Source organism: Bacillus cereus group sp. MG9 (assembly GCF_040459995.1).
In the GTDB taxonomy this organism is placed as follows: Bacteria; Bacillota; Bacilli; order Bacillales; family Bacillaceae_G; genus Bacillus_A; species Bacillus_A mycoides.
This window is the reverse complement of the sequence record NZ_JARVHC010000001.1, coordinates 5,023,738-5,043,683: the sequence shown is the minus strand read 5'-3', so window position 1 is coordinate 5,043,683 and position 19,946 is coordinate 5,023,738. Positions and strand designations below refer to the sequence as shown.

Below are 19,946 nucleotides of genomic sequence, written 5' to 3'. Positions count from 1 at the left end.
GATAGCTTTTTTTATTTTTCTGTTTGTGGGGTGAGGTGAGTTTGAGTGGTGGGGGTATGTGATACCCTTGTACATAATAAAAAAAGCGCCCTGTTGACGGGCGCTTCCGCTTTTAGTTGTATCCAGCTCCAGCGGCTAGAATGGTCGGTGGCTTCGCTTCTTCCGTCGAGGTAAAAAGCACCTCTTTGTCAGAAGCTCCATCCCCCTCTCATTCTAAACGAGCCGCCTCCGCTTTTAAGTGTCTTAACGATTTGTAAAGATCTTATCGATTAAGCCGTATTCTAGAGCTCTTTCTGCTGTCATGAAGTTGTCGCGGTCTGTGTCGCGTTGGAGAACTTCAAGTGGTTGACCTGTGCGGTCAGCAAGAATTTGGTTTAATTTTTCACGTAAGAATAGGATACGTTTTGCAGCGATTTCGATTTCAGTCGCTTGACCTTGTGCTCCGCCAAGTGGTTGGTGAATCATAACTTCACTGTTTGGAAGTGCGTAACGTTTTCCCTTTTCACCTGCTGCAAGTAAGAATGCACCCATAGATGCAGCCATACCGATACAGATTGTTGATACTTGTGGTTTAATAAACTGCATTGTATCGTAAATTGCCATACCAGCTGTGATAGAACCACCAGGGCTGTTGATGTAAATGTGAATATCTTTTTCTGGATCTTGAGATTCCAAGAATAAAAGCTGGGAAACGATTGAGTTTGCTACGTTGTCATCAATTGCGCTACCAAGCATAATGATGCGATCCTTTAATAGTCGAGAGTAAATATCGTAAGCGCGTTCTCCACGATTTGTTTGTTCAATTACTGTAGGAATTAAATTCATCTGTTATTTCCTCCTTTAAAAGCTTTCTTAGTCTTATAATACAATTATGGTCAATGAAGGTCAAACGAAACCACTTTAAATCAAAAAATATGTAGTTGTATCATGATTTATTCGCTATGTTTTTAAAATTCCCTGCTTATGTATCTTCAACATCATAACCGAATTACATAAATTTAAACGTGATTAATGGTGTGGGAAAGGCAAAAGAACGCCTTTTGTATAGAAGCGTTCTTTCATTTTTTATTCTTTTAACAGATAGGTTACTTTATTTAAGATTTTCTCGATTTGTTTTGCGTTTTTACTATACATATCACTCGCTGATTTTGATTTTGTTTCTAAAGAGAATAATTCAAGATCAGCATTGCATTTCTTTAAGGATGCCAATAGTAAAGGCTTGTTTTGAGGAGAAGGCATTTGGAGTTTATCATTATAGATGTCGATAGTAAGTTGTCCGTATGAATCAACTTGACCAAGAAAGACATTTTCAATGACAACACCGAGTTTTTCTAGCTCAGAATGTAACCAAGCGCGATTATGCCCGCTAGCAGAAAGAGGTTCATCTAGTACATTTCCATCCATAATAACAGTTTGCGGTTCTTTTTCGTTTGGCACTTTTAAGCTGATATCTTTTGCTGTAAGTGGTTGGCGATCTTTCTTTAATAATACATTTAATTCACCGCTCGGTTCTAGTACAGCAAATTCAACATCAGCTACGCTGAACGCATTTTTTCCTCTGAGAAGCTCAAGTAATTCATCACTTGTATACTTTTCTTTCTTTAAATTATCTTCAAGTATTTTGCCATCTTTTATTAATACGGTAGATTTTCCTTCAAAAAAATCTCGAGCTGTTTTGTTCTTTAAAGAGAGGATTCCAGTGAAAAAAGGTACCACAGCGAAAATGAGTATCGCAAAGACGCCGTGGAAAAATTTTGAATCAAGCCCTGTAGATACTTGGGCAGCGATGTCACCGATTGTCATTCCGGCTATGTATTCAAAAAAGGAGAGCTGAGAGATTTGTCTTTTTCCTAACCATTTCGTAATAGCGAATAAAATAATTAATATGAATACAGAGCGAAGAATGACAAGTGTCCATTCCGGCAGGTGAGACATAGTCATTTCCTCCAGTCTACTTAAAACCCTTTATATTGAGGTTCTTCACGTTCTAATACTGAAACTCTATTCTGTAAATCGGTGATGATGCTGTCCATTTCTAACATACATTCATGAAATACACGTTTTGATTCCGCGTCCTGTGAATTTAGTGAAAGGGAGCTTAAACTTGCTTGAGCGCCCCTTACACTGGCAAGGCAGGTTTTAACGCTAGCGATAACTGTCATACGAACACCTTATCCTTTCGGTTTGAATAGCAATGCTCCAATGAAGCCGAAAATAATGGCAGCTGATACACCAGCACTCGTTACTTTAAACATGCCGGTAATAACGCCGACGATGCCATGTTTGGCTGCTTCCTCCATCGCGCCATGAACGAGGGCATTACCGAAACTTGTAATAGGTACAGTTGCGCCAGCGCCTGCAAAGTCGATTAATGGTTCATACAGATTGAATCCATCTAATATAGCTCCAGCAACAACGAGTGTTGCCATCGTATGAGCGGGGGTTAGTTTGCCGACATCAAACATAAGCTGTCCGATTACGCATATGAGTCCACCAATGACGAAAGCCCAGAAAAAAATCATTGCGTTGCACCTCCAAATTCAATCGAAACAGCGTGAGCGATACACGGAATCGTTTCTTCTTGTTGGAATGTAAGTGGAGATAGTAAAGCGCCTGTCGCAACGACAAGTATTTTCTTGAATTCTCCTCTTTTCATTCGGTTTAATAAATGTCCGTATACGACTGTTGCTGAACAGCCTGGACCACTTCCACCAGCTATGACAGGTTGACCTTCTCTATAAATGATGATTCCGCAATCTTGAAATTGCTCGCTCTTTACCTTTGTTCCATGTTTATGTAGTAGGTCGTAAGCGATTTCGCGACCGACATGTCCAAGGTCACCTGTTACGATTAAGTCGTAATAAGAGGCGTCAATTTGTCGTTCGCGTAAATGAGCTTCAATCGTATCGACAGCAGCTGGGGCCATCGCACCACCCATATTAAAAGGATCTGTTAGTCCCATATCAATAACACGTCCAATGGTGGCCGATGTTACTTGTGGACCATATCCAGTGTCGCTTAAAATAGCCGCGCCTGCACCGGTCACTGTCCACTGAGCCGTAGGAGGTTTTTGACCACCATATTCAGTTGGATAGCGGAATTGTTTTTCTACCGCAGCGTTATGACTTGATGCCCCAGTTAATAAATACTTTGCACCTTTTGCATTTACGATACTTGCGCCGAGTGCTAAGCCTTCCATAGAGGTAGAACAGGCGCCGAATAAACCGAGATAAGGTGTTCCGAGTGTGCGGCATGCAAAGCTCGTTGGAGTTATTTGGTTAATTAAATCCCCTGCGAGTACGAATTGAATATCGTCTTTACGGAGCTTTGCCTTTTCGGTAGCGCGGCTACAAGCTTCTTCAAATAAAATTTTATGCGCCTTTTCGTAAGAATCTTGTCCGAGCCATAAATCTTCATGCAGGGTATCGAAGTCTTCAGGAATTTTTCCATTTGCCTCAAATGGGCCACCGACTACACCTGTTGAGATGATAACTGGTTTGTTTTCGAATACCCATGTTCGGTGTCCTTGTAACATTTACAGCCCTCCCCATTGAAAGAGAATCGTTTTAATAAGTGCGATGACGAAAGCGGAAAATACGCCAAATAAGATGACCGATCCTGCTAGTTTAAACATGTTACCACCAACGCCGAGAACGAACCCTTCTGTACGGTGTTCAATACACGCGGCAATAACAGAGTTACCAAATCCAGTAACGGGAACTGCGGTACCAGCACCAGCAAATTGTCCGAGGCGATCGTAGACGCCAAATCCCGTCAGTAGCATGGAGATAAAAATAAGAGTTGCAACGGTAGGGTTCCCGGCAGATCTTTCAGTGAAATCAAAGTACGTAATATAAAAGGTGGAAATCAGTTGGCCTATTAGACAAATTAATCCCCCGACGAAAAAAGCTTTCATACAATTTTTTAAAACGGGGCGCTTCGGTTCGCGCTGTTGTTCGAATTTTTTATATTCTTGTTGTACAGGTGTTAAATTTTTATCTTTACTAGACATTTGAATCCTTCCTTCTCTTTTAGAAAGCTTAAATATTAGATCCCATTTCTGATTGAATGAGTTTTAACTGTTCTTTAATGCCATCCTTACTCACTTTCTTTTTCTTAATTTTGTTTTCAAGTTCTTCTATGAGCATAAAGATCTTTTTGTCTGTACTTACACGAATATCGAAAGTAGGGTTTTCATCACTTAGCTTCTTTTTTAATTTACTTCTTAAAGGCTTTAAACCAAATCTTTCGTGATGTTCAGGTTTAACGGCTATGTAAAGATCTAAATTTGTATTAACTGCGGTGGCTTCTGTAATTCCCTCTATAGTGAGAGCCTTTTTCTTAGCTTCTTGCGATATAGATTGATTAAAGGATTCTGTACTCATTTTTGTTAATTTAGGGCCCTTTTTCTCATCTGTTCGCTTAGCTTCTTCTTTCTTTACTTTTTTATCTAACGGGCTATTATCACATCCGGTAAGTGAACCGAATAGGAGCATAAATAACGCGGTTATGATTCCGAGTTTTCGCATTATAATCATTCCATTTCTATTGCAGTATGTAATTTGCGAGAAAAAGGATGATTGCATATCATCCTTTTTCTCGCATTGTGTACCATTAGATACAATGGCACCTTTGGTTATTGCTGTGTGTATTGTGGTTCTTCTTGCTGGACTTCTTCAACACGTGGGTTTAAAGAATCAATAATTGTTTGTGTTTGCTGCGCAGCTGTTTGGAAAAGTTGCTTTGCTTGTTGGTTATCCGTATCAAGAGCGAATCCCTCTAAGCTAGCTTGTGCACTTTTTAATCCAGAAACAGTTTGCTTTAGTTTTGTAATTACAGTCATTGAATGAAGCCCCCTTTGGAATATCAATTCAAAGATTATAATTTGTGGGTTTGGGTGAATTTATGATTGGAAAATTTAGGTTTTTGAAGTTGAAGCTTTGATTCAAGCGTCAATGAATTCTTTGTTATAGTGGCGCTTTATAAGATGGAAGAGGATGATATGTAATTCATGATGTAGGTATGTTACCTGTTGAAGATTAAAAAGTAACTGAAAATTACATGAGGTTAAATTTCTAATTATTCACAAAAAACACATCAATAAAATATATATATTTCTATTCTTGTAGTTATTTTCAATTTAAAATAAAATTTTCTTGTATAGTAAAAAAAAGGATGTGTTCAGTTTTTAAAAAATAATATCTTCATTATCTTATTCATTCAATCGAAGTCATTCACGAAAGAAGAACGTTATTAAATCAACGTTTAGAAGAGAAAGTCGAAAGTAACAAAAGTCATTTATGTTGTATTCGTCATTCATCAAAATGAATACGCTATTCACCACAAGCCAACCCAAATGAAAATTTTCCGAACCCTCCAAGCCACCCCGCTGAGCCGTCGCAGGAGTCCCTTAGAGATAGTATTTGTGATTTTTGAATCAGGGGGTTGATCTCTCGCGAAGTCCTGACGCAGCCCAGCGAATTGTCTTTTACCCAATCCTCGCCGAGTTTCTACTATCAAAGAAAATAACGTTTCTAATGCGATTGGGCAGCCGTTATCGGAACTTACCCCCGACAGTGTGTTAAAATTAATCGAAGCGGAAAACGAGGATCTCCAATTGACTGGACGTGTGATCGGTTGGACAGTTTAAGAGGGTTGTATAAAAAGGGAGATGGCGCAAAGATGGTGAGATCAAAAGAGAATGATTTAACGGAGAAATTGGCAGAAGGTCACCGAGAATATGGTGACGGCAACTTTACAGTACAGAACATCGGTGATGAAACTAACCCGAATTGGACTGTCGTAAAAAATGTGAGGAAGGGATCGGCAGGCATTCGTGAAGGGGAAGATATATTTAGCCTGCGATCAAAATATATAAAATAGTGCGGAGATGGGCGGGCATCACTTCGCCTGTCTTTTTTTTATAGACTATATGCGAAAAGTGCGATGCCGAGAGATGCAATTCTAGACGATTAGATTTAATATGATGAAGTTATGAGCCTATATACGTTCTATTTCGATTTAAGTAGATTAAGGGGGAACGAAAGAAGGAAAACTGCGCGCTAAAGCTAGTGTAGAAGAGGTTTTTATGCTTGCGTATTAGGTTAGCGTCAGGATATAATATCCATATGTAAAGAAGCGAACGTCTACGTGTTGGTGTTCGTATCCTACGTTTAACTTTCGGTAAGAACAAATCGGAAGAAGACGGAAGCAAACCGTTGATATTATCATAATCTCATGCGCCCATAGCTCAGTCGGATAGAGCGGTGGTTTCCGGTACCACGTCTGCCGGGGGTTCGAATCCCTCTGGGCGCGTTATGTATTGTTGTTGTGATGTGTTCTATTTAAAAGTATTGAGTAAATAGCACATAATAGCGTGAAGAACGTGTTGAAAATTAATAGTAAATCTAAAGAAACCCCTTGTATGTGATTAGAAATAATCGTGTATAGGGGGTTTTTCGTTATGAAAAGAATTAAAGAGTGAAATGCAATTCAAATCAGAACAGATTTTAGCACTAAAAGAAATTGTAACGAGATATATTGCACAAGCGTATTGTTAAGTTGCTGAACGAAGATATGACACGTAAGATAGTAGTGATTCACAAAGCAATAGGGGCAGGCTAGCCGTCTTTGCCAGTAAGCTGAAGTTTTAATAAAAGTAATCATCTTTCGTTGGCATTATCGGACTTTCTTGACCGTTATGAAGGAGAAGAAGAATGAAAAAAGGTTCTCGCAAGCTATTTGAAATAAAATCGTTTCTTACATGTATTGAAGAAGAGGAGTGCGGAGAAAAGGTCTATTATGTAACGATGGAACATCACAACAGTAGTGTGACTCGTCACAAGATAACGAAAGATGATGCATTCGAAATGTTAGTTGTGTATGCAAAAGGAATACCTGAAATCATGGAGGTCTTCATGGAAGATGAAAATTTCAATGAAGTTTATAAGATAACGGCATCGCTAGGTATTTATTGCAGTTAAGTAAAAAGTACATGTCATAAATGTTGTTCACTTGTACGAATAGACCCTGGAAAAATAACTCAGAGGTAATCCAAGTCACAATTCGAAAATTACACAAAGCAGATAAACAAGAAAGTATCTTTATAGCAAATCGCAACGCTTTGAATTTGGTGCGTGTGGTACTCGTAGAGGATACGAACGGAATTAATCTATCAAATGAAAATGCGACAATGGTGAAGAAACGTGTAATATTCGATATGTACTCGCCATTGTAAAAAAAGGTCGGAACTTACAAGTATAAGTTCCGACCTTTTTTTATTATCACTTGTTATATCTGATAATAAGATTTACTATTAGTACGTGGTAATAATTTTTATGCGTTATTATTTTCTTTCAATATTATTCAAATTTCGGTTGTAAGTTGTAAATCTCATTAATACATATAAATTAATAATATTTTGGAATGGGTGTCTGCGTGAGGATTCTCCTTTTACCAAACTTATTGTACAATAGAAACAAGGGGGAGATTAGTTTGAAGGCAAGTCTTTTACAAGAACAAAGCTTACGTTTGGCAATGACACAAGAGTTAAGGCAAGCGATTACAATGCTCCAGTATAATGTACAAGAATTATCGGAGTTTTTGTATGAGCAATCGTTAGAGAATCCCCTTATTGAGTTAGGTGGTTTTGAGAGGGAGAAGAAAAAGAGCTCTAACACAAGTAAAAGTACCCGCAAACAAGTCGAGAATCAAATGGAAATCTACAGTGTGGATTCTACAACGATTCAGCAACATTTATTAAATCAACTACAGTATTATAAAATAGATGAAGAAGAGCGAAAAGCAGCTTCTTTCATTATTATGAACATGGATGGAAATGGCTATTTACAAGAAACAAATGAAGAGTTATCAGAGCTTCTTTCTGCGCCAATTGATGTAGTGGACTGTTCCGTGGAGCTTGTTCAATCGTTAGAGCCAGCAGGGGTAGGTGCGCGTAATATTCAGGAATGTCTATCAATCCAATTGAAGCGCTTACAAAGAAGGAATGGGTTAGCGGAAGAAATTATAGATGATCATTTTAATTATTTCGTTAAGAAAGATTGGCGAAAGCTCGTTCAAGTGTTGAAGTGTACCAACGAGGAATTACAGGATGCGGTGAACTGTATTACATCATTGCAGCCGAAACCAGGTCTTGCATTTTCTTCTGATAAACCACTTTATATTGTGCCTGATATGGCGGTGAAAAAAGATGGCGATCATCTCGTTTTACAGATGAATGAGAGAAATATGCCAAGAATTGAAATTCACTCTGAGTATAGTGCGTTACTAAATAATAGTGAAAGTGAAGTGGCTTCTTACGTATCGGAGAAGTATCAGCATGTGCAATGGATTATGCGCAGTTTGAAACAGAGAAAACAAACACTCTTACAAGTGATGAATATTATTATGGAAAAACAGCATGATTTCTTCTGGGGAGGTCCAGAGTATTTAAAACCACTTGCTTTAAAAGAGGTGGCGGAAGAGTTAGGTGTGCATGAGTCTACAATTAGTCGTGCAACGCGTAATAAATATGTGCAAACGCCGCACGGTTTATTTGAGATGAAATCGTTCTTTAGTAATTCTATTTCTACGACGGAAGATGAGGCGGTTTCTACAAAGCGTGTGAAACAATTCATTCAAACGCTTGTTGGAGCAGAAAATAAGAAAAAGCCACTTTCGGATCAAAAGATTTCAAAATTATTAGAAGAAGAGCATGAAATAGTTATTTCTCGAAGAACGGTTGCGAAGTATAGAGAACAAATGCATATTCCTGCTTCGTCTCTAAGAAAAACAATTGGATAGGTGAAGAAGATGAAGGTTGTACTATATACAAAAAAAGATTGTGGTCTTTGCGTGAAGGCGAAACAAGTTTTAAAAGAAGTACAATATGAATATTCTTTTCAAATTGAGGAAATAGATATATATGAAGATAATGACCTTTTAGAGAAATACCATCTAATGATTCCTGTTGTAGAAATAGGCGGAAGACAAGTAGAATATGGTAACATTCACAAAGGTGTCATAATAAACTATATAAACAATGCAGTTAAGAGTTGAATAAGTTTCTGTCTCCTGTTACAATAATACACGTAGCAGGGATTATTTTTTTAACCTAAGTGGGACACAAAATGTCACTACGGGACATAAAGTGACCACGAAGGGAAATGAACCGATGTAGTGAGGAGAAAAGATATGCGCTCATGGATTCAGAACACAAAAAAATTATTACCTGATCTGCTACCTGTTATGCAAACGAGAATGCAAGTGCTTCAGTACATTAGGCTTATGCAGCCGATTGGAAGAAGAAACTTATCTGCAAGTCTCGGTATGACAGAACGAGTATTGCGAAGTGAAGTTCAAGTTTTGAAAGAACAAAACTTAGTTCACGTCGCTTCTTCTGGAATGACTTTGACAGAAGAAGGAACAGCTTTAGTTCTTGCTTTGGAAGACTTTATGAAAGAAATTTCCGGGTTAAAGGTTTTAGAAAAACAACTTAAGGAAACATTAGACTTGGATGAAGTTTTCGTTGTCCCTGGTGATAGTGATGAATCACCTTGGGTCAAACTGGAGATGGGCCGTGCTTGTGTGACTTGTATAAAAGACCGTCTGACAGTGAATAATATCGTTGCTGTGGCTGGAGGAACTACGCTAGCTGCTGCTGCGGACATGATGCAACTTGATTGCAAAGATTTACATATGCTATTTGTCCCAGCACGTGGTGGAATTGGAGAAGGTGTCGAGTTAGAAGCCAATACCATTTGCGCCAAAATGGCACAAAATACGATGAGTAATTATCGCTTATTGTATGTTCCTGATCACGTTAGTAGCGAAGCATATGCGTCTATTGTAACAGAGCCCTCCGTGAAAGAAGTTCTTGAGTTGATTCGATCTTCCAATATCGTCATTCATGGAATTGGTGATGCGTTAACAATGGCACGTCGCAGAAATACTTCAGAAGCAGATTGGTTAAAGATTCAGGCAAGCGAAGCAGTTGGCGAAGCTTTCGGTTACTACTTTAATGAACAAGGAAATGTTGTTCATAAAGTAAGAACAGTTGGTATGCAACTTGAAGATTTACAACATGTATCTCACGTTGTCGCAGTCGCTGGAGGTTCTTCAAAAGCAAAAGCAATACAGGCTGTAATAAAGCAAGGGCACACTTCAATTCTAATTACAGATGAAGGTGCAGCAAAACAATTAACAAAGGGTATTACCCTTTAATATAATCCCCCAAGGAGGAAATTTAAATGACTAAAATTGGTATTAATGGATTTGGACGTATCGGACGTAACGTATTCCGCGCAGCTCTTAACAACTCTGAGGTAGAAGTAGTAGCAATCAACGACTTAACAGATGCTAAAACATTAGCTCACCTTTTAAAATATGATACAGTTCACGGAACTTTAAATGCAGAAGTATCTGCTAACGAAAACAGCATCGTTGTTAACGGTAAAGAAATTAAAGTTATCGCTGAGCGTGACCCAGCTCAATTACCATGGAGCGACTACGGAGTAGAAGTAGTAGTAGAATCTACTGGCCGTTTCACTAAAAAATCAGACGCTGAGAAACACTTAGGTGGATCAGTTAAGAAAGTTATCATCTCAGCTCCAGCTTCTGACGAAGATATCACTGTAGTTATGGGTGTTAACCACGAACAATACGATGCAGCTAACCACAACGTAGTATCTAATGCTTCTTGTACTACAAACTGTCTAGCTCCATTCGCTAAAGTATTAAACGAAAAATTCGGCGTAAAACGCGGAATGATGACAACAATTCACTCTTACACTAACGACCAACAAATCTTAGACTTACCACACAAAGATTTACGTCGTGCTCGTGCAGCAGCTGAAAACATGATCCCAACATCTACTGGTGCTGCTAAAGCTGTAGCATTAGTATTACCAGAACTTAAAGGTAAATTAAACGGCGGCGCTGTACGTGTTCCAACTGCTAACGTTTCTCTTGTTGACTTAGTTGTTGAACTTGACAAAGAAGTAACAGTTGAAGATGTAAACGCAGCATTCAAAGCAGCTTCTGAAGGCGAATTAAAAGGTATCCTTGGATACAGCGAAGAGCCATTAGTATCTATCGACTATAACGGATGTACAGCTTCTTCTACAATCGATGCATTATCTACAATGGTAATGGAAGGTAACATGGTTAAAGTACTTTCTTGGTACGATAACGAAACTGGTTACTCTAACCGCGTAGTAGACCTAGCTGCATACATGACTTCTAAAGGTCTTTAATTCTTAAGTATATAAGCAATCAATGACAAAACGAGGGAGAGGGTTTGTTCCCTCTCTCTCTTCTTTCGTTTTAGAAGCAAATGTGTTAAGCTTTTGAATGGGTTTTGTCAATCCTAACTAGTAGTCGGAGGGAAATCCAATGAACAAAAAATCAATTCGTGACGTAGATTTAAAAGGTAAGCGTGTATTTTGCCGCGTTGATTTCAACGTACCTATGAAAGAAGGCAAAATTACAGATGAAACTCGTATCCGTGCAGCTCTTCCTACAATTCAATATTTAATAGAGCAAGGTGCGAAAGTAATTTTAGCAAGTCATTTAGGCCGTCCAAAAGGTCAAGCAGTAGAAGAATTACGTCTTACGCCAGTAGCAGCACGTTTAGGCGAGCTTCTTGGTAAAGATGTTAAAAAAGCGGACGAAGCATTCGGACCAGTTGCACAAGAAATGGTTGCAGCAATGAACGAAGGCGACGTATTAGTTCTTGAAAACGTACGTTTCTATGCGGGCGAAGAAAAGAACGATGCAGAACTTGCGAAAGAATTTGCAGCTCTTGCTGATATCTTCGTAAACGATGCATTCGGTGCAGCTCACCGTGCTCACGCTTCTACAGCAGGAATCGCAGACTACCTACCAGCAGTATCTGGTTTATTAATGGAAAAAGAGTTAGATGTATTAGGTAAAGCACTTTCTAACCCAGAACGTCCATTCACAGCTATCATCGGTGGTGCGAAAGTAAAAGATAAAATCGGTGTAATTCGTCATCTATTAGACAAAGTAGATAACTTAATCATCGGTGGCGGACTTGCTTACACATTCGTTAAAGCATTAGGTCATGAAATTGGTCTATCTCTATGTGAAAACGACAAAATTGAACTAGCTAAAGAATTTATGCAACTTGCAAAAGAAAAAGGCGTAAACTTCTATATGCCAGTTGATGTTGTAATCACAGAGGAATTCTCTGAAACTGCAACAACTCAAATCGTTGGTATCGACTCTATCCCTTCTACATGGGAAGGCGTGGACATCGGTCCTAAAACACGTGAAATTTATGCAGATGTAATTAAAAACTCTAAGCTTGTTGTATGGAATGGACCAATGGGTGTATTCGAAATGACTCCATTCGCAGAAGGTACAAAAGCAGTAGGGCAAGCATTAGCAGATGCAGAAGATACATACTCTGTTATCGGCGGTGGTGACTCTGCAGCAGCTGTTGAAAAATTCGGTATGGCTGATAAAATGAGCCACATTTCTACTGGCGGCGGTGCGTCATTAGAATTCATGGAAGGTAAAGAACTTCCAGGTGTAGTTTGTCTTAACGACAAATAAGTAGCAGCCAAAGAAAAAGGACGGTGCAAAGCATGCGTAAACCAATTATCGCAGGTAACTGGAAAATGAATAAAACTCTATCTGAAGCAGTTAGCTTCGTAGAGGAAGTTAAAGGTCAAATCCCAGCAGCTTCAGCTGTTGATGCAGTAGTTTGTTCGCCAGCTCTATTCTTAGAGCGCTTAGTAGCAAAGGCTGAAGGAACTGACTTACAAGTAGGTGCACAAAACATGCACTTCGAAAAAAATGGTGCATTCACTGGCGAAATTAGCCCAGTAGCACTTAGCGACTTAAAAGTAGGCTACGTAGTACTTGGCCACTCTGAGCGTCGTGAAATGTTTGCTGAAACAGACGAGTCAGTAAATAAAAAGACTCTTGCAGCATTTGAACATGGTTTAACACCAATCGTTTGTTGTGGTGAGACTTTAGAAGAGCGCGAAAGCGGAAAAACATTTGATCTAGTAGCAGGTCAAGTAACAAAAGCACTTGCAGGTTTAACGGAAGAGCAAGTTAAAGTAACTGTTATCGCTTATGAGCCAATCTGGGCTATCGGTACAGGTAAATCTTCTTCTTCTGCAGATGCAAATGAAGTATGTGCGCACATCCGTAAAGTTGTTGCAGAAGCTGTTTCTCCAGAAGCTGCAGAAGCTGTTCGTATTCAATACGGCGGTAGCGTAAAACCAGAAAACATTAAAGAGTATATGGCACAATCTGACATCGACGGCGCTTTAGTTGGCGGTGCTAGCTTAGAGCCTGCTTCGTTCTTAGGTCTTCTGGGGGCGGTAAAATGAGAAAGCCAACAGCTTTAATCATTCTTGATGGTTTCGGACTACGTGAAGAAACTTACGGGAATGCTGTAGCACAAGCTAAGAAACCTAATTTTGATGGTTACTGGAACAAATTCCCTCACACAACGCTTACAGCTTCTGGTGAGGAAGTAGGTCTTCCAGCAGGTCAAATGGGTAACTCAGAGGTTGGTCACTTAAATATCGGTGCTGGCCGCATCGTATATCAAAGCTTAACACGCGTAAACGTTGCAATTCGTGAAGGTGAGTTCGATCAGAACGAAACTTTCCAAAATGCAATTAAAAGCGTGAAAGAAAAAGGTACTGCTCTTCATTTATTCGGTTTACTTTCTGATGGTGGTGTGCACAGTCACATGAACCATATGTTTGCTCTTCTTCGCTTAGCAGCAAAAGAAGGCGTGGAGAAAGTATATATCCATGCATTCTTAGATGGCCGCGATGTTGGACCACAAACAGCAAAAGGTTATATCGATGCAACAAATGAAGTAATTAAAGAAACAGGAGTAGGACAATTCGCGACTATCTCTGGTCGTTATTACTCCATGGACCGTGACAAGCGCTGGGATCGCGTAGAAAAATGTTACCGTGCTATGGTGAATGGTGAAGGCCCTACTTATAAATCAGCAGAAGAGTGTGTAGAAGACTCTTATGCAAATGGTATTCATGATGAATTCGTATTGCCGTCTGTAATTGTTAACGAAGATGACACGCCAGTTGCAACAATCAATAATGATGATGCAGTTATCTTCTATAACTTCCGTCCAGACCGTGCAATTCAAATTGCTCGTGTATTTACAAACGAAGACTTCCGTGAGTTCGATCGTGGTGAAAAAGTACCTCACATTCCTGAGTTCGTTTGTATGACACATTTCAGTGAAACTGTAGATGGTTACGTGGCATTCAAGCCAATGAACCTTGATAACACATTAGGTGAAGTTGTTGCGCAAGCGGGATTAAAGCAACTTCGCATCGCGGAAACTGAAAAGTATCCGCACGTTACATTCTTCTTTAGCGGTGGTCGTGAGGCTGAATTCCCAGGAGAAGAGCGTATTTTAATTAACTCACCGAAGGTTGCAACGTATGACTTGAAACCTGAAATGAGCATTTATGAAGTAACGGACGCTTTAGTAAATGACATCGAAAATGATAAACATGATGTTATCATTCTTAACTTTGCAAACTGTGATATGGTTGGCCATTCTGGGATGATGGAACCAACAATTAAAGCAGTAGAAGCAACTGACGAATGTTTAGGAAAAGTTGTAGAAGCGATTCTTGCAAAAGATGGTGTAGCACTTATTACTGCTGACCATGGTAATGCCGATCAGGAGTTAACTGCTGAAGGTGGACCAATGACAGCTCATACAACTAACCCGGTTCCTTTCATCGTTACAAAAAATGATGTAGAGCTTCGTGAAGGTGGTATTTTAGGAGATATCGCCCCAACAATGCTTACACTTTTAAATGTGGAACAACCGAAAGAAATGACAGGTAAAACAATTATTAAATAATTTGCTTATATAAAAAGGAGAGAATTTATTATGTCAACAATTATTGATGTTTATGCTCGCGAAGTCCTTGACTCTCGTGGTAACCCAACTGTAGAAGTAGAAGTTTACACAGAAAGCGGCGCATTCGGACGCGCTATCGTACCAAGTGGTGCATCTACTGGTGAGCACGAAGCAGTAGAATTACGTGACGGTGACAAATCTCGTTACCTTGGTAAAGGTGTTCTTAATGCAGTAAACAACGTTAACGAAGCAATCGCTCCAGAAATCGTTGGTTTCGACGTAACTGACCAAGCTGGTATCGACCGTGCTATGATCGAATTAGATGGCACTCCAAACAAAGGTAAACTAGGCGCTAACGCTATCCTTGGTGTATCTATGGCAGTAGCTCACGCAGCAGCTGACTTCGTAGGTCTTCCATTATACCGTTACCTTGGTGGATTCAATGCAAAACAATTACCAACTCCAATGATGAACATCATCAACGGTGGTTCTCACGCTGATAACAACGTTGACTTCCAAGAGTTCATGATCTTACCAGTTGGTGCTCCAACATTCAAAGAATCAATCCGTATGGGTGCTGAAGTATTCCATGCACTTAAAGCTGTATTACATGACAAAGGTCTTAACACTGCAGTAGGTGACGAAGGTGGATTCGCTCCAAACCTTGGTTCTAACCGTGAAGCATTAGAAGTAATCATCGAAGCTATCGAAAAAGCTGGTTACAAAGCTGGCGAGAACGTATTCTTAGGAATGGACGTTGCTTCTTCTGAGTTCTACAACAAAGAAACTGGTAAATATGACCTTGCAGGCGAAGGCCGTACTGGCTTAACTTCTGCAGAAATGGTTGATTTCTACGAAGAGCTTTGCAAAGACTTCCCAATCATCTCTATTGAAGATGGTTTAGACGAAAACGACTGGGATGGTCACAAATTATTAACTGAGCGTATCGGTGATAAAGTACAATTAGTTGGTGACGATTTATTCGTAACTAACACTCAAAAACTTGCTGAAGGTATCGAAAAAGGTATCTCTAACTCAATCTTAATTAAAGTTAACCAAATCGGTACTTTAACTGAGACTTTCGAAGCAATCGAAATGGCTAAACGTGCTGGTTACACAGCAGTTGTATCTCACCGTTCTGGTGAAACTGAAGATGCTACAATCGCTGACATCGCAGTTGCAACTAACGCTGGCCAAATCAAAACTGGTTCTATGAGCCGTACTGACCGTATTGCTAAGTACAACCAATTATTACGTATCGAAGACGAGCTAGGCGAAATCGCTGTTTACGCTGGTTTACAATCTTTCTACAATATCAAACGATAATTGTAGAAAATAACGACAGACCGTGAGAAATCACGGTCTGTTTTTTTTTGCTAAAATTGTTCGTCTGTCATAAGTGACATGAAGTATTTAAAGAAGAGATTATAATCAAAATCGATAGCAATTTGCTGCGAGGGCCGATTGGTGAATGGGCTTAATCCTACTAAAGAGCGGAAATCACCGATGCTTGCTCCTTGAGCGTAAGATTCGGTCATGACGGTAATTGGTGATTTGTAGTAGGTAAACATAGAATTATCAAGTAAAGCTAATATCGGTATCGTGTCATGAAAAGGGCAGCCTTTTAATTGTGGTAAAATTTTTTCGTAATATCCATAGTAGTAATGATCGAATAGAGGTTTGACGAGAGAAGCCTTTCCTTTCGCCTCAATATATTCAGCCATATCAGGTGTAACGATGGAATACTGAGTTACATTTAACGGATATATGTACATGTTGGATGCAGATTGTAATACAATGTTAGCCGCGATTGGATCGCCATAAAAATTCGCTTCTGATACGGGAGTTACATTACCTGGGTGCATAAAGGAACCACCCATTACATAATAAGATTTAATTTGCTGCATTAAGTTTTTACATAAAATAAATAAAGCAGCTAGGGAAGTGAGTCGCCCTAAACTTACAATGATTAGTTCGTCTTTATACTGCTCGATAAGAGGGATAACTTCAAAAAAATTCTCCATTTCTCCGTTTTGTAACTTTTCATTTGGGATGATTGGCCCTAACCCTTCTTTACCGTGAATATTAGTAAAAAAAGCGGGTGGACCTCCATTGAGAGGACGGTCTGAACCACCAAATATTTTCATATCTCTATTTCTTGATTTTTGTTTAAGAAAATGAGCATTTTGTACGGCCATTTCTTTTGGAACATTGCCGTAATCAGCGACAATCCCAACAATTTCAATTTCATCGATAAAGAATGCGAGGAGGAGGGCTATCGCATCGTCGATTCCAGGATCACAAAAAATGAGAATTTTTTTAGACATACGTTCACCACCTATCTTTGTCCCGTAAAAGCCCGATTGGTGAGGGCTAATAATCAGTGGGGGATGAACAAAACCCCCACTGATTAAAGTTTCACTTTATATATATGTGTGCTAGAGAGAAGGCAGAATAAAAATGAAGTGAAGGATTTTGTTTTATTAAAATAATAACCATCAAAATTCAGAAAATATAAACTTTATATATTAGGTCAATGTTTTTGACGTAAATCACATTGGGAAACGCAGTCATATCAAGGGTGTAAGCGTGTAATATAGTGGGTTTTCGTTGTCGATTTGATAAATTGCAGGTTTTTACAATTTATACTATGATAAGGATATTAACAGAAGATCGTATAAACATAAGGGATGATGAACATGAAACTTACAAAGATTCTTGTCCAAATTGCTGCTCTTTATGTATTTTATATGGTTGGAAATTGGGTGCAAGAAATGTTGAATCTTCCGATTCCAGGAAGTTTGATTGGGATGTTCCTCCTACTTGTTTTGCTTAGCCTAAAAGTACTTCCAGTGAAATGGTTTGATTTAGGAGCAGAAACACTCGTTGCTATTATGCCGTTTTTATTAATTCCGCCAACGCTTGGCTTAATGAATTACGGTGCTTTTTTTATGAGTAAAGGAATTTCCCTTTTCATTACAGTTGTAGCGAGTACGTTTTTAATTATTATTGTCGCAGGACATACAGGACAATATCTTGCGAATAGAAAGGAAAAAGAGACACAATGAGCCAAATATTAATCGGAATCGGTTGGGTTCTTTTTACGGTGCTATTATATCAATTATCTAAAAAAATCTACAAATTATTTCCAACACCATTTACCATTCCAATGCTTGTTGCAACAGGATTAATGGCTTTCTTATTTATAATGCTTGATATACCATATCAAAATTATATGGAAAGTGGTGGTGGCTGGATTGCGAAGCTACTAGGACCAGGTGTTGTAGCATTTGCAATCCCGCTTTATAAACAACGTCATGTTCTGCAAAAATATGTTGTACCAATTGCTGGTGGTGTATTAGTAGGTACAACAGTTGCTATTGCAAGTGATTTTGCTATCGCCACACTTATGGGAACAGATAAAAGCTTAATTTTATCTTCTTTACCAAAATCAGTGACAATGCCAGTTGCGATGAGTGTATCTGAACAAGTTGGTGGTGTCCCGTCCTTAACAGCAGCATTCGTCGTTATCGCAGGGATTACTGGAACGATTTCAGGACCAATTTTATTAAAATGGAGCCGTGTTACAAACTCAGTTGGTAAAGGGATTGGCTTTGGATGTGCGTCTCATATTATGGGTGTTATGAGAGCGATGAAAAATAATGAGCATGAAGGTGTTATTGGATCGGTAACAATGACATTAACAGCAATTTTGACATGTTTGCTTGGACCGTTATTCGCAATGATGTTCATGTAATAGAAGAAAAGCGAGAGCGATTCTATAGCTCTCGCTTTTCTATAGGATTTATGCTACATTTAAAATAACTGAATCTTTGTAGGAGGTACGCCAAGTGCATACGTTATTATCAGTTTTACTTATTATTGTATCGATTTTAATGATTGTTATGGTACTTATGCAGTCTAGTAATAGCTCAGGCCTTTCAGGCGCTATTTCAGGTGGTGCAGAGCAATTGTTTGGTAAGCAAAAAGCACGTGGAATTGAAGCGGTATTAAACCGTGTTACAGTTGTCTTAGCTGTACTATTCTTCGTACTAACAATTGGTGTTACGTACTTAAATTTATAAAATTAAAAGAAGAAGCGTTAGCGGATTATGCTAATGGTTCTTCTTTTTTTGATTTGTTATTCAAAAAAAGTTTCTAATTAGATTATAGAATTATAAATATGGTACACTAAGAATAGAAAGAATACGACTAGATTACAGAAGAGAAAGAGGAGAAGTACATGATGAAATTAGCATCTCCAAAACCATTTACATTTGAAGGTGGAGACCGCGCTGTTTTATTATTACATGGATTCACAGGGAACTCAGCTGACGTACGCATGCTAGGGCGTTTCTTAGAGAAGAAAGGCTATACTTGTCATGCGCCAATTTATAAAGGACACGGTGTACCACCAGAAGAGCTTGTTCGTACAGGCCCTGAAGACTGGTGGAAAGATGTAATGAATGCCTACCAGCATTTAAAAGATCAAGGTTACGAGAAAATAGCTGCGGTTGGATTATCATTAGGCGGAGTATTCTCATTAAAACTTGCTTATACATTACCGATTTTAGGTGTTGTACCAATGTGTGCACCGATGTACATTAAAAGTGAAGAAATTATGTACCAAGGTATATTGGCATATGCCCGCGAATATAAAAAGCGTGAGCAAAAATCACCAGAACGAATTGAGCAGGAAATGTTTGAATTTAAACAGACACCAATGAATACATTAAAAGCATTACAGGAGTTGATTCGTGACGTACGCAATAATGTTGATATGATTTATGCTCCAACATTCGTTGTACAAGCACGTCATGATGAGATGATTAATACAGATAGTGCTAACATTATTTATAACGGTGTAGAATCTACGTTAAAAGACATTAAATGGTATGAAGACTCTACGCATGTCATTACACTTGATAAAGAACGTGATGTGCTACATGAGGATGTATATAACTTCTTGGAGCAACTAGATTGGTAAGGTCTAGTTGCCTCTTTTTTTCATAAGGGAATTTTTATCCCGCTATTTGTGGGCTAATAATCAGTGGGG

General features: G+C 38.9%; 23 protein-coding genes and 1 tRNA gene. 15 read left to right on the top strand and 9 right to left on the bottom strand.

Annotated features, from left to right (window positions below; all coding sequences use genetic code 11):
• Positions 1 to 243: 243 nt before the first annotated feature.
• The 8 genes from clpP to QCI77_RS26055 all read right to left on the bottom strand — a co-directional run bounded on the left by clpP (position 244) and on the right by QCI77_RS26055 (position 4,843).
• Positions 244 to 825 (bottom strand): ATP-dependent Clp endopeptidase proteolytic subunit ClpP, encoded by a 582-nt coding sequence (gene clpP / locus QCI77_RS26090; RefSeq protein ID WP_001049163.1) that lies wholly within the window; start codon positions 823 to 825, stop codon positions 244 to 246.
• Positions 826 to 1,065: 240 nt separating this feature from the next.
• Positions 1,066 to 1,935: a DUF421 domain-containing protein gene (locus QCI77_RS26085; RefSeq protein ID WP_002016080.1), complete on the bottom strand. Its 870-nt coding sequence runs from the start codon at positions 1,933 to 1,935 to the stop codon at positions 1,066 to 1,068.
• A 20-nt stretch (positions 1,936 to 1,955) separates the two neighbouring features.
• Positions 1,956 to 2,162 carry a DUF1657 domain-containing protein gene (locus tag QCI77_RS26080; protein WP_002034728.1) on the bottom strand — a complete coding sequence of 69 codons (207 nt, stop codon included), beginning with the start codon at positions 2,160 to 2,162 and terminating at the stop codon, positions 1,956 to 1,958.
• A gap of 9 nt (positions 2,163 to 2,171) precedes the next feature.
• A complete protein-coding gene (gene spoVAE / locus QCI77_RS26075; protein ID WP_000575919.1) occupies positions 2,172 to 2,522 on the bottom strand; it encodes a stage V sporulation protein AE in 351 nt (116 codons plus the stop codon).
• Positions 2,519 to 3,535, bottom strand: coding sequence for a stage V sporulation protein AD (spoVAD, locus tag QCI77_RS26070; protein WP_000938981.1), 1,017 nt, complete (start codon positions 3,533 to 3,535; stop codon positions 2,519 to 2,521). The genes spoVAE and spoVAD overlap by 4 nt, the downstream gene beginning before the upstream one ends.
• Entirely contained in the window at positions 3,536 to 4,012 is a 477-nt protein-coding gene (gene spoVAC / locus QCI77_RS26065) for a stage V sporulation protein AC (RefSeq protein WP_002129887.1), read from the bottom strand.
• Positions 4,013 to 4,040: 28 nt separating this feature from the next.
• Positions 4,041 to 4,529, bottom strand: a complete 489-nt coding sequence (locus QCI77_RS26060; RefSeq protein WP_002143725.1) for a YhcN/YlaJ family sporulation lipoprotein — start codon at positions 4,527 to 4,529, stop codon at positions 4,041 to 4,043.
• A gap of 107 nt (positions 4,530 to 4,636) precedes the next feature.
• Complete coding sequence (locus QCI77_RS26055; protein ID WP_000216167.1) at positions 4,637 to 4,843, bottom strand: DUF1657 domain-containing protein; 207 nt, start codon at positions 4,841 to 4,843, stop codon at positions 4,637 to 4,639.
• Positions 4,844 to 5,682: 839 nt separating this feature from the next.
• Between QCI77_RS26055 and QCI77_RS26050 the strand changes: the two genes are divergently transcribed.
• The 11 genes from QCI77_RS26050 to eno all read left to right on the top strand — a co-directional run bounded on the left by QCI77_RS26050 (position 5,683) and on the right by eno (position 16,216).
• The gene (locus QCI77_RS26050) at positions 5,683 to 5,883 is read left to right on the top strand and encodes a hypothetical protein (RefSeq protein WP_002129884.1); all 201 of its coding nucleotides are present in this window, start codon (positions 5,683 to 5,685) and stop codon (positions 5,881 to 5,883) included.
• Between the two features lie 356 nt (positions 5,884 to 6,239).
• A tRNA-Arg gene (locus tag QCI77_RS26045) sits at positions 6,240 to 6,315 on the top strand.
• 401 nt (positions 6,316 to 6,716) lie between these two features.
• Positions 6,717 to 6,983, top strand: a complete 267-nt coding sequence (locus QCI77_RS26040) for a hypothetical protein (RefSeq protein WP_199662722.1) — start codon at positions 6,717 to 6,719, stop codon at positions 6,981 to 6,983.
• Positions 6,984 to 7,494: 511 nt separating this feature from the next.
• The gene (gene rpoN / locus QCI77_RS26035) at positions 7,495 to 8,802 is read left to right on the top strand and encodes an RNA polymerase factor sigma-54 (protein WP_002016074.1); all 1,308 of its coding nucleotides are present in this window, start codon (positions 7,495 to 7,497) and stop codon (positions 8,800 to 8,802) included.
• Between the two features lie 9 nt (positions 8,803 to 8,811).
• Positions 8,812 to 9,057: a glutaredoxin family protein gene (locus tag QCI77_RS26030; protein WP_002089547.1), complete on the top strand. Its 246-nt coding sequence runs from the start codon at positions 8,812 to 8,814 to the stop codon at positions 9,055 to 9,057.
• A gap of 135 nt (positions 9,058 to 9,192) precedes the next feature.
• Complete coding sequence (gene cggR, locus QCI77_RS26025; RefSeq protein ID WP_002089545.1) at positions 9,193 to 10,221, top strand: gapA transcriptional regulator CggR; 1,029 nt, start codon at positions 9,193 to 9,195, stop codon at positions 10,219 to 10,221.
• 26 nt (positions 10,222 to 10,247) lie between these two features.
• On the top strand, positions 10,248 to 11,252 hold the full coding sequence (gene gap / locus QCI77_RS26020) for a type I glyceraldehyde-3-phosphate dehydrogenase (protein ID WP_002016071.1): 1,005 nt from the start codon (positions 10,248 to 10,250) through the stop codon (positions 11,250 to 11,252).
• Positions 11,253 to 11,391: 139 nt separating this feature from the next.
• On the top strand, positions 11,392 to 12,576 hold the full coding sequence (locus tag QCI77_RS26015; protein ID WP_002016070.1) for a phosphoglycerate kinase: 1,185 nt from the start codon (positions 11,392 to 11,394) through the stop codon (positions 12,574 to 12,576).
• A gap of 32 nt (positions 12,577 to 12,608) precedes the next feature.
• On the top strand, positions 12,609 to 13,364 hold the full coding sequence (tpiA, locus tag QCI77_RS26010; protein WP_002016069.1) for a triose-phosphate isomerase: 756 nt from the start codon (positions 12,609 to 12,611) through the stop codon (positions 13,362 to 13,364).
• On the top strand, positions 13,361 to 14,890 hold the full coding sequence (gene gpmI, locus QCI77_RS26005; RefSeq protein ID WP_002129880.1) for a 2,3-bisphosphoglycerate-independent phosphoglycerate mutase: 1,530 nt from the start codon (positions 13,361 to 13,363) through the stop codon (positions 14,888 to 14,890). The genes tpiA and gpmI overlap by 4 nt, the downstream gene beginning before the upstream one ends.
• A gap of 30 nt (positions 14,891 to 14,920) precedes the next feature.
• A complete protein-coding gene (gene eno / locus QCI77_RS26000; protein WP_002034740.1) occupies positions 14,921 to 16,216 on the top strand; it encodes a phosphopyruvate hydratase in 1,296 nt (431 codons plus the stop codon).
• Positions 16,217 to 16,266: 50 nt separating this feature from the next.
• Here the strand turns inward: eno and QCI77_RS25995 are convergent, their stop codons facing one another.
• Positions 16,267 to 17,217, bottom strand: a complete 951-nt coding sequence (locus tag QCI77_RS25995; protein ID WP_353825656.1) for a nucleoside hydrolase — start codon at positions 17,215 to 17,217, stop codon at positions 16,267 to 16,269.
• Between the two features lie 363 nt (positions 17,218 to 17,580).
• On the opposite strand from QCI77_RS25995, the gene QCI77_RS25990 reads away from it, so the two are divergent.
• The 4 genes from QCI77_RS25990 (at position 17,581) to QCI77_RS25975 (ending at position 19,877) form a co-directional block, all read left to right on the top strand.
• Positions 17,581 to 17,958 carry a CidA/LrgA family holin-like protein gene (locus tag QCI77_RS25990; RefSeq protein WP_002016064.1) on the top strand — a complete coding sequence of 126 codons (378 nt, stop codon included), beginning with the start codon at positions 17,581 to 17,583 and terminating at the stop codon, positions 17,956 to 17,958.
• Positions 17,955 to 18,647 (top strand): LrgB family protein, encoded by a 693-nt coding sequence (locus tag QCI77_RS25985; protein WP_002129877.1) that lies wholly within the window; start codon positions 17,955 to 17,957, stop codon positions 18,645 to 18,647. Before QCI77_RS25990 ends, QCI77_RS25985 begins: the two co-directional genes overlap by 4 nt.
• Positions 18,648 to 18,741: 94 nt before the next feature.
• Positions 18,742 to 18,975 carry a preprotein translocase subunit SecG gene (secG, locus tag QCI77_RS25980; protein ID WP_002016062.1) on the top strand — a complete coding sequence of 78 codons (234 nt, stop codon included), beginning with the start codon at positions 18,742 to 18,744 and terminating at the stop codon, positions 18,973 to 18,975.
• 161 nt (positions 18,976 to 19,136) lie between these two features.
• Complete coding sequence (locus tag QCI77_RS25975) at positions 19,137 to 19,877, top strand: alpha/beta hydrolase (protein ID WP_353825655.1); 741 nt, start codon at positions 19,137 to 19,139, stop codon at positions 19,875 to 19,877.
• Positions 19,878 to 19,946 lie beyond the last annotated feature (69 nt).